This window comes from Corallococcus sp. AB018 (assembly GCF_003986945.1).
Lineage (GTDB): Bacteria > Myxococcota > Myxococcia > Myxococcales > Myxococcaceae > Corallococcus > Corallococcus exiguus.
Genome location: NZ_RAWR01000272.1, coordinates 1 through 12,171, shown reverse-complemented (window position 1 = coordinate 12,171; position 12,171 = coordinate 1). Strand labels below are relative to the sequence as shown.

The window sequence follows — 12,171 nt, the reverse complement described above, 5'->3', positions numbered from 1 at the left end:
GGCCATGGGTGCGCGGGAGGGTACCGGCCTCCATGGGGCGCCCACAACCCGAGAGGTCGCGGGCAGCCCGGCGGCCGGTCGCAAGCGCAACCCCTTGCGAAGGCCAGGGCGCCATGCGACGTCGCACGCATGCGATTCACCCTGCACCGAGGCGTCAGCCTGGCCGTCCTCGCCTCCGCCCGCACGGAGGCCGACCATCACGAGGACCTGGGGTGCAGCATCCAGGGGCCCACCGCGCGCCCCGTGCGCCGCGCGCAGGTGCCGCTGAAGCGCCACATCGCCGCGCTGGGCCGCGAGGGCGCCCTGCGCGAAGCGGACGCGCTCATCCGCTGGCTGGAGGACACGCCCCGCTACGCCGCGCTCTGCCAGGGCACGAAGCGGCGCATGGGCCGGCGCGTGCTGCGCGAGGACGTCCTCTTCCCGGATCCGCTGCGCCACCGCCCGCGCGTGCTGCACCTGCGCCAGGACTCGCTGGGGCTGGACGTTCCGGTGCGCGCGAAGGACTGGCCCGTGGTGGCGGACCTGTTCGCGTCGCTCGCTCGCGGCGCGACCCGTGAAGAGCTGCGCGCGCTGGCCACCGTGCCCGTCGTGGGCGAGCTGCTCGGCGACCTGTCGCAGGCAGGCTGGCTCGTGCGCCATGACGGGCCGGTGGACGTGCCGGGACCGGGGGCCCTCTTCGTGGGGCACAACACGGTGCTGGTGTCGGGTAGGGAAGGGCGCGTGCTGGTGGACCCGTACTTCCGCCCCACGGGCGAGGCGGACCTGCCCGGCTATGGTTCATTGCAGGCGTCGGACCTGGGCCGGGTGGACGCGGTGGTCATCACCCATTCACATGGGGACCACTTCCACCTGGGCTCGCTGCTGCCCCTGCCTCGCGACACGCGCATCTTCGTGCCGGCGGTGGCTCGCGAAAGCCTCTTCTCCACGGACTGCGCGCTGCGGCTGAAGCAGCTGGGCTTCACGCACGTGGAGCCCCTTCGCTGGGGAGAGACGCGGCAGGTGGGCGACGTGACGGTGCACGCGCTGCCCTTCCACGGCGAGCAGCCCACCGACGGCGAGGGGCCCCACCCGGACCTCTACAACGAGGGCAACACGTGGCTCGTGCGCTCGAAGGACTTCTCCGCCGCCTTCTTCGCGGACGCAGGGCATGACGTGCGCGGGGACATGGACGCGGTGTGCCGCCGCGTGCGCAAGCAGCAGGGGCCGGTGGACGTGCTCTTCTGCGGCGTGCGCGGCTTCCGGCTGCCGCCCATCTTCTTCGGCTTCACCACGCTGGATGCGTTCCTCGTCAACGTGCCGCGCGACGCGCTCACCACGCCGCAGCGCTTGATGGCGGGCCCGGAGGAGGCGCTGCGCTACGGCGCGCTCCTGGGCGCGCGCTACGTGGTGCCCTGCGCGGACGGCGGCGCCCCCTGGTACTGGCGCGAGGGCATGGGCCCTCGCTACGCCGGCTATCCGGGCGAGCCTGTCGAAGGCGCGAGCAACATGGACGAGAACCCGGACGCGGATCCGTATCCGGAGCGGCTGGCCCAGGTGCGGAAGGAGCAGGGCGAAGGGCCGCAAGCGCTCCTCATGCGGCCCGGCGAAGCCCTGCGCTGGCGGGGCGCGCGGAAGCCGGAGGTGCTGAGCACGCCGGGCTTCGAGTGGCCCTTCGGGAATTGGCGCGAGGCAGCGCCTCAGCCGCGCAGCACGTCGCGGACACGCCAGAGGGAGACGAGGTAGAGCACGCCCAGGGCCGCGAGGCAGACGATGCCCAGCGTGACGTACCCTCGGATGATGTTGCCGACGGTCCAGCCGTAGGTCTCCACCAGGGCGCTGGGGTCGCTCAGGCCCACGCCCTCGATGCGGCCGAAGGGGATGCGGTCCACGTTCCTGCGCGCCGCCCACCACTGCTCGAAGCCGTCCATGAACGCCGCCGCGCCCATGACGAGGAACCCCCAACGCAGCTGATGCCGGTGGAGGTAGTGGCCCGGCGGCACGTAGAACGTGGCCATCAGCAGCGCCCCCAACACCATCAGGCCCGCGTCGCCGCCGAAGAAGAAGAGGGCCTGGGCCTGGGTCTGGGTGAGCACGAACCTGCCCGTCCAATGCACCGCGAGGAGCCCCGCGCCCACGCCCAGCCACGCCCACCGGCGGCGCTTCCAGCCCTGCCACACGAGCGCGCCCAACAGCCCCGACAGCACGACGGTCATGAACGTCGAGCGCTCGTCCGACACGTGGGTCACCCACAGCGTGGGCGTGGCGCTGAAGCCGCAGAACCACGCGGTGACGGCGTGTCCCAGCTCGTGCACCGGCATCGTGAAGAAGATGCGCAGGAGCCCCTGGAAGCCCGGCGAACGGACCGCGAGCCAGGCGATGCCGAGCGCGACGGGCAGCACCGCCAGCCGCAGCCGTGCCTCCAGGCGGCCCTCGTCGCCGGTGTGCTCGCCGTGGAGGGTGATGCCTTCCATGGCCGGGTCCGGCTCGGGCTGGGCCGCGACCAGGGGTGAGACGAACGTGGGGACGGTGTGGGCTTCCAGGGCCTCGCGCAGGGCGGCCCGCTGGTCCTCGGCCGCGCGCTGGACTGCTTCTCGGGCCTCGCGGTCGCGCGCTTCGGCCTGCTGGGTGGCGGCGCGCACTTCCGCGCGCAGGTAGATGACGCCGCACGCCGGGCACTCGGGCCCCGCCACGCGGGGGGCGCCACAGCGGGGGCAGGTCGCGGACGGAGGGCTCACAGGCCCCGCACTCTAGGTGCGCCGCGGGCGGGACGAAAATCGCACCGCCGGGAACCCACGAGGCTCCCGGCGGCGGAACGCGGAACTAGAAGCCGTAGTAGCTGCTGTAGTCCGTGCCGAACAGGTCGATGACCGTGACGCCCCACGAGTGCACGATGACGACGATGATCGTCTTGCGGAAGCGCGTGAGGTTCCAGTCGTTGATGGTGTGCTGCTGGATGCCCACGCTCATCGGCGAGCCGTAGCGCGCGGACTTCACCGCCGAGGGGAAGGTCTCGATGACCGTCGCGCGCTGCGCGACCTCCTTGCCGTCCTTGTCGATGAGGCTGGCGATGGCCTTGTACTTGCCCACCTTGATGTCTTCCGGGTTGGCGCGGATGCTCACGCGGTAGTTGCCCGCGGGGATGCCCGCCTCCTCGGAGTCGATGTAGACGAAGGCCGCGTCCACGCCCTTCGCGTACTCCGTGGCGGGGACCTTGTCGAAGCCCGCGATGCTCGTCGCCACGACGGTGGCCTGCTCCGACGTGTGGGTGCCGATCTCCGCCTCGTCGATCGCGAGGCCCTGCTCCTTCGCGCTACGCGACAGCTCGCTCTTGAGCTCGGTGCAGGCGGCCGCGGCGGCCGACGCGTACTTGGACTCGCCCGCGAAGGCGGAGCCGGAGAGGAGGAGGGCGGCAACGAGGGAGGAGCGCATGAAGCTGGAAGTGATCATGGGGGACGGGGAACCAATCTCCAGGAGGGGACTGCGGTCGCGGATGCCACGGGACCTCGGCACCGGCGGCTCCCCTGTGCAGCAGTGGTGCCAATCCCTCTCACGGCCGCGTTCCACCCGGCTCCAGAGGGAAAGCCTCCGGATGTAACAAGGCTTGTGACAGAAGTTGTGACATGCCGTGTTACGGCGAGCGCCCGGCGATGACTTCCCGCGCTACAACCGGAGGGGAACCCTTGACGTCCCCGGCCCGGAGCGCCCATGTCGTGCCCATGGCTCAGGAGCTGGACACCCGCACCCGGGGGAGGACCACGCGTGGGCGTCTGCGCGCACTGGACGCGTACCTCTGCCAGTTCGAGGCCACGTTGCTCACGCGTGACGACGGCCCCTGGGCCCGCGCCGTCTTCGTGGACGTGGGCTTCGGTGAACACCCGTGGACCACGCTGGAGAGCGCCACCGCCTTCCGCGCGCTGAACCCGGAGCTGTCCGTGGTGGGCGTGGAGCTGGACCCCGAGCGCGCCACGGACGCCGCGAGAAACCACGCGGATGCGCGCACCCACTTCCGCGAGGGCGGCTTCGCGCTCCCGCTGTCACCGGACGAACCTGCCCGCCTGGTGCGCGCCATGAACCTCCTGCGCCAGGGCCCGCCGGAGCGCATCCCGGAGGCCCACCGCGCGATGTCGCGGCACCTGGTGCCCGGCGGGCTGCTCGTGGAGGGCTCTTCCGACACGGACGGCGCGGTGCTGGTGGCCCACCTGCTGCGGCGGACGCCGGACGCGGAAGCCCCCACGCGAGAGGGCCTCCTCTTCCACACCGACTTCTCCCGGGGCTTCGCGCCGCTGCTCCTGCGCGACTGGCTGCCCCGCGACCTGCGCCGCCGCGTCCGCCCTGGCGACCCCATGCACGCCTTCTTCCAGGCATGGGAGGCGGCTTGGAACGCCGCGCGCGCGGAAGGCCACACCGCGCCCGCGGACGCCTTCGCCGAGTCCGTCGTGCGCCTCGCGAGCATGACCCCTGGGGTCGCCACCGACGCGTGGCTCCTGACCCGGGGCTGTCTGCGCTGGAGCCCGCCCGGCGGCACTCCGGCGTGAGCCCGGTTGCTCCTTGGAGGTGCAATCGTGCGGGGGCCGGTCCCAAGCGCCACCGGAAAAGGTATTCTGTCGGGAATTGAGCTTCCGGCGTCCCCCCGACTCGCCAGAGGCAGACGGCTCGACATGAACAGGCACCTTCTGACGCTTCTCGCCGCGGGGCTGATGGCAAGCACCTCGTCCGCCGCCGGCCCGTCGACCTCCGAGCTCGGGCGGGGTCGTCACGCGCAGCGTCCCCACCGCCAATCCCGTCGTTCCTCCGCGCGCCCGCGCCGCGAGGGCGACCCCGTGAAACTGGAGCATGAGATGGAAGAGGCCGCCTACTCCGATGAGGCCCCCGCGGCCGCCATCGCGACCCGGCCCCCCGCGTTGCTGTTCTCCGCCAACTTCTACGGCACCCTGGCCGCCGCCCGCTGTCTGGGCCGCCACGGCGTGGACGTGACGGTGGCGGACACCGGCCGGTTGGGGCCGGCCAGCTACTCGCGCTTCGTCAGCCGCCGCGTGCAGTGCCCGCCGGAGTCCCAGCCGGAGGCCTTCCTGCAGTGGCTGGTGGACTTCGGCCTGCGCGAGCCCGTCAAGCACGTGCTCTACCCGACGAGCGACGAACTGGCGTGGCTCATCTCCGCGCACCGCTCCAAGCTGGAGGACCTCTTCCACCTCTACGACCCGGGCGTGGACGCGGTGTACGGGCTGCTCAACAAGCGCCGCCTCTACGAAGTGGGCACGGAGGTGGGCCTGAACCTGCCGCGCACCTGGTTCCCCCAGTCGGAAGCGGACCTGGAGCAGGTGCGCCGCGAGGCGAGCTTCCCGGTGCTGCTCAAGCCCACCACGCAGATCCTCCACGCCACGCACCGCAAGGGCCAGCCGGTGGCCTCTCCGGACGACCTGGCGCGCGAGTACCGCGAGTTCGCGCGAGACACCTACGCGTCCATGCTCGTGAAGTTCGACCCGGCCGTGGTGAACCCCATGGTGCAGGAGTTCCACCCGGAGGCCGCCGAGGGCATCTACAGCCTCTCCGGCTTCGTGGATGAGTCCGGCGAGCTCTTCGAGGCCCGCGCCGCGATGAAGGTCCTCCAGCGTCCGCGCCGCCTGGGCGTGGGCGTCTGCTTCGAGTCCTCGCCGCTGCGCCCGGACCTGGTCGCGGGCCTCACCCGGCTGTGCAAGAAGCTGGGCTACCACGGCGTCTTCGAGGTGGAGTTCATCCAGACGAAGGACTCGTACCTCCTCATTGACTTCAACCCGCGCTTCTACGGGCAGATGGGCTTCGACATCGCGCGGGGGCTGCCCCTGCCGCTGCTCGCGTACCACGCGGCCACCGGGGACCGGGACGCGCTCAAGCGCGCGGTGGAGGACGCGCGCGACGCCAGCGCCGCGCACGAGGACGCGGTGTTCTGCAACCGCATCGCGCTGGAGATGCTGCTCAACCTCCAGCGGCTGTCCGGCGCGCTGCCGGCCGACGAGGCCCGGCAGTGGCGGCAGTGGTTCAACACCCACAAGGCGACGGCGGTGGATCCGCTCATCGACCGGGACGACATGATGCCCGCGGCGGTGGAACTGGCCACCATCTCCTATGGGGCCGCGCGCCACCCCCGCGCCTTCCTGCGAATGATGGTCTTCAACCGCTGAAAGGGCCGTCAGCCCGCGGCGCGAGGGGCCGCGGGGACCGGATCATCGAAGGTGATCAGGTCCTCGTGCGTCTCCGCCCGGCGCAGCCTGCGCACCTTCCCGTCCTCCACGGCCACGATGCCCGGCTGCGGGAAGGAGAAGGACGTGCCGAAGGGCACGAAGTACGCGCCCGCGTCCATGATGGCCAGCGTGTCGCCCACCTTCAGCTCCGGCAGCCGCACCGCGTGGTACAGCGTGTCCGCCGGGGTGCAGACGGGGCCCACCACCGTGTACGCCCGGTGCGCGGGCGCGGCCGGCTGCTCGACGTGGAAGAGCTGGTGGTACTCGTTGCGCACGCATTCGGCGTGGTTGATGCCCATGTCGAGCGCCGCCCACGTCCGCTCGCCGCCGTCCTTGAGCGCGTGCACGCGGCCCAGGAGCAGCTGCGTGTTGCCCGTCATCGCGCGGCCCGGCTCCAGGAAGATGCGCGGGCGCTTGCGGCCCTGCTTCGCGTAGTGCGCCTCCACCTGGGACACCACCTTCGCTACGTACTGCTCGATGGAGAGCGCCGCCGCGAAGTCCGGTGCGGGCAGGTCGCGCTGGAAGGTGAGGTTGAGCCGCCAGTCCCGCTGCTCGATGTGCTCCACCGTCGGCGTGCAGAGGCTGCCGCCCAGGTCCAGCACCTCCAGTTCCAACCCCAGCTCGCGGTGCAGCTCGTCCGCGAAGTCCAGCACCGCGCCGACGAAGCCCTCCAGCTCCGCTTCCGTGCGGATGAGCTCGCCCCGGTGCGCGTGCAGGCCCACCACGTCCAGGTTGCCGTAGGACATCGCCTGCCGGTACGCCGCCAGCGCCTGGCCTCCCACGATGGGCGTGCCGAACTGCGAGTTCCAGCCCGACATCGTCGTCACCCGCACGGCCACGCGCGGGCGCTTGCCCAGTTCCGCCGCGTGCCGTGAGAAGACGTCCATCTCCTCGCGGTGGTTCGCGGCCAGGAGGCCGAGGCCCCGGGTGATGGACTCGCGGATGGACGCCTCCGACTTCACCGGGCCGTTGTAGACGATGCGCTCCGGGGCCACGCCCAGCTTGAGCGCGAGCCACAGCTCATAGGCGGAAATCACTTCCGCGCCCACGCCGCGCGCGTGCAGCGCGGACAGCACGCCCGGCACGGGGTTGGTCTTGTACGAGTAGTACACCTCGCAGCCGGCCGCCGCGCCCGGGGGCACCGCCTGGAACGCGTCCGCGTTGCGGTGCAGCGCCGCCATGTGCACCACGTGCAGAGGCGAGCCGTACTCAGTGGCCAGCTGGGACAGCGACACGCCCTCCAGGAAGAGGCCCTGGCCGGCGCGCGACTCCAGGCCCCACGTCTCCGGGGGGAGGAAGGCGCGGGCGGGGGCCATCGCGCGCTGCACGACGGGCCCCAGGGTCTGCTTCAACTGGCGCTTTGCGGTTCCAACGAGACGACGACGCAGGCTCACGGTGTGGGGCCCTTTCAGGAAACGCCAGGCAGCTTGAGGGGGAGGAAGCGCGTGAGGCCGAAGCGGTCCTTCAGCGCGCGCGTGGCCAGCTGCAGCAGCCGGTACTCCAGCTCGCCGTGCTCGCGCCGGTACTTATTGTGGATGATGGCGTTGGACTCCGCCACGGACTTCTCCACCTTCGCGCCCGTCTTGCCCAGGTCGTTCATCAGCGACGGCTTGCCCACCCGGTAGTTGAGGATGGGCCGGTTCACGTAGACGTGGCCGTAGCGGCGGATGCCGCGCATGTAGAAGTCCACGTCCTCGTAGACGGGGATGTTCGGATCGAACCCGCCCAGGGGCTGGAAGTACTCGCGGCGCACCATGCACGCGGAGTTCACGTACAGCGTGCCCAGGAACAGGATGTGCGCCACCGTCCACGCGCTGTTGGGCGTGGTGGCCCCCACCTGCGCCACGCGCTCGAAGTAGGTGCTCTTGTCCTCCAGCCACTCGGGGTCCTCGCTGAAGGGCACCACCCAGCCCACCGCCACGCCCGCGTCCGGCCGCGCGTCCAGCGCCGACACCATCGACTTGAGCGCCCCGTCGGCGAGCATGTCGTCGTCATCCAGGAAGTGCAGGTAGCGGCCCTTCGCCAGCGTGGCGCCGTGGTTGCGCACCAGCGCGGGGCGCCCCTTGGACGGCACCTCCTGCTTGAAGTAGCGCACGCGGGCATCGCCAATGCCCTGCACCGCGTCCCGGGCCGTGCCCTCCGCGGAGTCATCCAGGACGATGACCTCTACCTGGACGCCTTCTTGACGCAGCGCGGAGTGGATGGCCTCCACCACGTCCTTCTCGCGCTTGTACGTGGGCATCACCACCGAGACGTCGACTGATGACATAGGCCCCGGTTTATACCGGTGGCCCCCCACGACTGAGAAGCGAGCCGAGCCCCTCCGCGCGTGGGGCATTCCGCCACCCGGGGGCATTGCGCCTCGGACCCTGTGTCCGGCGCTACCCGCCTGCTGTCCGGGGAAGCGAACGCGGGAGGCCGTCTCGCGGTTTGTCGGAAGTTTCTACGGCCCCTTCAGGGGGCGGACCGGACAAAATGACAGTCGGATCGCGACAGGGCTGCCACACCGTGGCTCGCTGGCCACGGGTTTTTCAGTAGCTGGCGACGGCGAAATCGAAGGCGTCCAGGTCGTCCATGGCGTCGGCTCCGGGGGCGGAGTGGAAGGCGTCGTCCTCCTCGAAGAAGGCGTCGCCCGAGAGGGGGCCGTCGGCCTCCTCGGGGTCCAGCGGCAGCCATCCGGGATGCAGTTCCTCGCGGGCCATGTGCGTTCGTCCTCTTCCGCAAGCGGTACGGCTTCAGCCGGGGACTTGCAGTCGGTGTGCCACTTCTGGATACGAAACGGCCCTCACCAACGGGTCGTTTCCGACGAGAGGTGGGTCGCCGGACGGGCAGGCATGGCTTGACGCCGGAGCCTGGGGCCGACAGGAAGGGAACACCGATGGCCGTCCTGCTGGCACACGAAATCGAAGATCCGCGCCCGTGCAGCTACCTGCCGGAGCGGGAGGCGTCCCTGGAGACGCTGCTGATGCGCAACGTGACGGCGCAGGAGTACGAGCACCTGCTGGTGCGCGGATGGCGCCGCTTCGGTCCGCAGTACTTCCGGCCTGCCTGCGCGTCGTGTCACGAGTGCGTGTCCCTGCGCGTGCCGGTGGCGGGCTTCACGCCCAACCGCAGCCAGCGCCGGGCCCGCGCCGCGTGCGCGCACCTGCGTGTGGAGGTGGGCCCGCCGCGCGTGGACGAGGAGCGCCTGGCGCTGTACCGCGCGTGGCACGCGGACCGTGAGTCATCCCGCGACTGGGAGTCGTCCGAGCTGGGGGCGCGCGAGTACTCGTTCCAGTTCGCCTTCCCGCACCCGTCCGCGCGCGAGGTGGCCTGGTACGACGACAGCGACCCCGCGGGCCCGAAGCTGGTGGGCCTGGGCCTGTGCGACGAGACGCCGCACGCATGGAGCGCGGTGTACTTCTTCTACGACCCGGCCTACGGGCGGCTGTCCCTGGGCAAGGCGAGCGTGCTGTTCCAGGTGGAGCTGGCGCGCGAGCGGGGCATCCCCTACGTGTATCTGGGCTACCGCGTGCTGGCGTGCGATTCGCTGCGCTACAAGGCCGGCTTCCGCCCGCATGAGCTGCTGGAGGGCCGCCCCGCGCTGGACGCGCCCCCCGAGTGGCGTGCCGCGGCTGACGCGCAAGAAGCCGCGGCGGACGCGCCCGCGCCGGAGCTGGTGGGCCCGGAGGCGGTGCTCAGGAACCGCTGAGCAGCGCCGCGTCGAAGAAGCCGCGCAGGCGGTTCGCGTACTCCTCCGGGGCCTTCTTCGCGTACTCGCCGTGGTGCGCGCCGGGCACCACCCAGTAGGACTTGGGTTCGCAAGCGGCCTGGAAGAGCGCGTCCTGGAGGAACGCAGGCGCGTACTCGTCGACGTCGCCGTTGATCAGCAGCAGCGGCCGGCCCTTCAAATCACACAGGCGCTTCATGGGGTCCACCGCGTCCACGTCCACGCCGGACAGGCGCAGGGTCCAGAGCACCGGCTGGACGCTCAGCGGCCCCCACTTGCCGTAGCTGTAGCGCGTGTCCGCCTCCAGCGACGGGTAGGCGCCCGCGGCGGCCACCGCCTTGAGGCGTTCGTCATCGAGGGCCTCCAGCATCGCGGTGGTGCCGCCCATGGAGAAGCCCAGCACGCCCAGGCGGGATGGATCCACGTCGTCGCGGTGCGAGACGAAGTCCACCGCCGCGCGCAGGTCCTGGCGCTCGTGGTCGCCCCAGGTCACCAGGTCGCCCTCGCTCTCGCCGTGGCCGCGCGAGTCGAAGAGCAACACGCCGTAGCCCGCGCGTGAGAGCACCTCCGCCTCGAAGAGCATCTGCGTGCGGTTCTCCGCGAAGCCGTGCATCACCACCACCGCCGCGTGGTTGCGCGACGGCACGTACCATCCACGCAGCGTCAGGCCATCCCGCGTGTGCAACACCACGTCCGTGCGCTCCGCGAGCGCGCCCTCCGCCACCGGCTTCAACGGTTGGCGCGCGGGGTGCAGTACCGCGTGTGCGGTGCGGACGCTGCGGTACGCGATGAAGGCCGCCACCGCGAGCACGCCCACGAGGGCGAGCGCGATGAAACGGGCGGGCTGGAGGTGGATGGGTTTTTTCACGAGGATGAATTGTGAGCCTATACCCGGAATCCCGTTCCTGGCAGGCCCCCGGGCTCGTTGAGTCCCCAAGCGGTGAACCCCGTCCCCTGACGCGTCCGGCGCCTCTTGACGCGTCAGTGGTGGAACTCGCCCGGCAGGACGCCCTCCGGGTGTTTCAACGATGTATCAGCGGGCCGGTGATGGCCGCTGTCACGAAATGGCGTGGGCGCCCCCGGGAGATCCACCGGACGAACGGCGTTCAACTGTCTCCTGGGTGGCGGCGCCGGATGACCTTCGCTACCTATCGCAAGGTGCGTGGGCTAATGATCAACCCTCAGCTCCAGGGGTGGGCTCGCCGGACTCGCGTTCGCCGGGCAGGAGGTCAGAAAATCGTTTCTTACCGGGAATCCCAGACATTGGAACTGCAGGCGCGGCAAGAGATGGCGGTTCCGGCCCCTGGGCGGCGGCGCGTCTTGTTCACGCTCGTCTTCATGGGGACGGGGGGCATCGAGCGCTCCGTGTGCAACGTGTTGGCGGGTCTGGACCGGGAGCGGTTCGATCCCTCGCTGTTCTTCCACCATGGGCCGCCGCCGCCGGACACGCGTGGGCGCATCCCCGCGGACGTGCCCATCTCCTGGGGCGTGGGCGTGGAGGCCTACCGGCGCTGGGAGCTGCCGCGGATGCTCTGGCGGCTTTTCCAGGAAGCGCGCAAGGCGGACATCATCGTCTCCGGGCAGGAGGGCAGGGCGGCCCTGCTGGCGCGGATGGCGGGAGCCCTCCTGGGCAAGCCGGTGTTGGGGATGGTGCACTTCGACTGGGGCGCCTTCCACCGCGAGCAGCCGAAGCGTCAGCTCTGGGGTTTGAAGGTGCTCTACCCGGGCATGGACCGCATCGTGGCGTGTGGCTACGACTCCGCGAAGGCGTTCGCGGAGCTGGTGAACGTGGACCGCGAGCGGATGGAGGTCATCCCCAACTTCGTCGACGCGGCCCGCATCCGTGCCGCGGCGGACGCTCCCCTGCCCGCGTGGGCCGTTCCGGTGTTCAAGAAGCCGGTGGTCATCGCGGTGGGACGGCTGGAGCCCCAGAAGTCCTTCGACATGCTCATCCGCGCGCACGCCCGGATGAAGGCGGCCGGGACGGACACGAACCTGCTCATCCTGGGAGTGGGCTCGCTGGAGGCGGAGCTCAAGGCGCTGATCGCGGAACTGGGCGTGGGGGACTCCGTGTTCATGCCTGGCTACGCGGACAACCCGCACGCGCTGATGCGGCGGGCCACGGCGTTCGCCCTGTCCTCGCGCTTCGAGGGCCTGCCCATGGTGCTGCTGGAGGCGCTCGCGCTGGGCTGCCCCATCGTCAGCACGGACTGCCCCTCGGGCCCCTCGGAGGCCCTGGACGGGGGGCGGGCGGGGGTGCTGGTG

At 71.0% G+C, this 12,171-nt stretch carries 11 protein-coding genes; 5 read left to right on the top strand and 6 right to left on the bottom strand.

Annotation, left to right across the window (positions count from 1 at the left end; translation table 11 throughout):
- Window positions 1-129 precede the first annotated feature (129 nt).
- On the top strand, window positions 130-1,722 hold the full coding sequence (locus D7Y11_RS37860) for an MBL fold metallo-hydrolase (RefSeq protein ID WP_126936108.1): 1,593 nt from the start codon (window positions 130-132) through the stop codon (window positions 1,720-1,722).
- Here the strand turns inward: D7Y11_RS37860 and D7Y11_RS37855 are convergent.
- Both D7Y11_RS37855 and D7Y11_RS37850 read right to left on the bottom strand, forming a co-directional pair.
- On the bottom strand, window positions 1,677-2,669 hold the full coding sequence (locus D7Y11_RS37855) for a hypothetical protein (RefSeq protein WP_169822042.1): 993 nt from the start codon (window positions 2,667-2,669) through the stop codon (window positions 1,677-1,679). The genes D7Y11_RS37860 and D7Y11_RS37855 overlap by 46 nt on opposite strands.
- A gap of 130 nt (window positions 2,670-2,799) precedes the next feature.
- Window positions 2,800-3,408 carry a hypothetical protein gene (locus D7Y11_RS37850; protein ID WP_126936107.1) on the bottom strand — a complete coding sequence of 203 codons (609 nt, stop codon included), beginning with the start codon at window positions 3,406-3,408 and terminating at the stop codon, window positions 2,800-2,802.
- Window positions 3,409-3,695: 287 nt separating this feature from the next.
- Between D7Y11_RS37850 and D7Y11_RS37845 the strand changes: the two genes are divergently transcribed.
- Together D7Y11_RS37845 and D7Y11_RS37840 are read left to right on the top strand one after the other, a co-directional pair.
- Window positions 3,696-4,514, top strand: a complete 819-nt coding sequence (locus tag D7Y11_RS37845) for a class I SAM-dependent methyltransferase (RefSeq protein WP_126936110.1) — start codon at window positions 3,696-3,698, stop codon at window positions 4,512-4,514.
- 303 nt (window positions 4,515-4,817) lie between these two features.
- Window positions 4,818-6,137 (top strand): carbamoyl-phosphate synthase, encoded by a 1,320-nt coding sequence (locus D7Y11_RS37840; RefSeq protein WP_172814884.1) that lies wholly within the window; start codon window positions 4,818-4,820, stop codon window positions 6,135-6,137.
- An 8-nt stretch (window positions 6,138-6,145) separates the two neighbouring features.
- Here the strand turns inward: D7Y11_RS37840 and D7Y11_RS37835 are convergent, their stop codons facing one another.
- The 3 genes from D7Y11_RS37835 to D7Y11_RS43565 all read right to left on the bottom strand — a co-directional run bounded on the left by D7Y11_RS37835 (window position 6,146) and on the right by D7Y11_RS43565 (window position 8,899).
- Window positions 6,146-7,549 carry a pyridoxal-dependent decarboxylase gene (locus D7Y11_RS37835; RefSeq protein WP_233607526.1) on the bottom strand — a complete coding sequence of 468 codons (1,404 nt, stop codon included), beginning with the start codon at window positions 7,547-7,549 and terminating at the stop codon, window positions 6,146-6,148.
- Between the two features lie 56 nt (window positions 7,550-7,605).
- Entirely contained in the window at window positions 7,606-8,466 is an 861-nt protein-coding gene (locus D7Y11_RS37830; protein ID WP_120580656.1) for a glycosyltransferase, read from the bottom strand.
- 262 nt (window positions 8,467-8,728) lie between these two features.
- Entirely contained in the window at window positions 8,729-8,899 is a 171-nt protein-coding gene (locus tag D7Y11_RS43565) for a hypothetical protein (protein ID WP_158624551.1), read from the bottom strand.
- Between the two features lie 176 nt (window positions 8,900-9,075).
- Between D7Y11_RS43565 and D7Y11_RS37825 the strand changes: the two genes are divergently transcribed.
- Window positions 9,076-9,888, top strand: a complete 813-nt coding sequence (locus D7Y11_RS37825) for an arginyltransferase (RefSeq protein ID WP_126936105.1) — start codon at window positions 9,076-9,078, stop codon at window positions 9,886-9,888.
- Here the strand turns inward: D7Y11_RS37825 and D7Y11_RS37820 are convergent.
- Window positions 9,875-10,774, bottom strand: coding sequence for an alpha/beta hydrolase (locus tag D7Y11_RS37820; RefSeq protein ID WP_233607525.1), 900 nt, complete (start codon window positions 10,772-10,774; stop codon window positions 9,875-9,877). The two genes, D7Y11_RS37825 and D7Y11_RS37820, sit on opposite strands and share 14 nt — an antisense overlap.
- A gap of 452 nt (window positions 10,775-11,226) precedes the next feature.
- Between D7Y11_RS37820 and D7Y11_RS37815 the strand changes: the two genes are divergently transcribed.
- Window positions 11,227-12,171: glycosyltransferase (locus D7Y11_RS37815; protein ID WP_233607524.1), on the top strand; the 945-nt coding region annotated here is incomplete at its 3' end.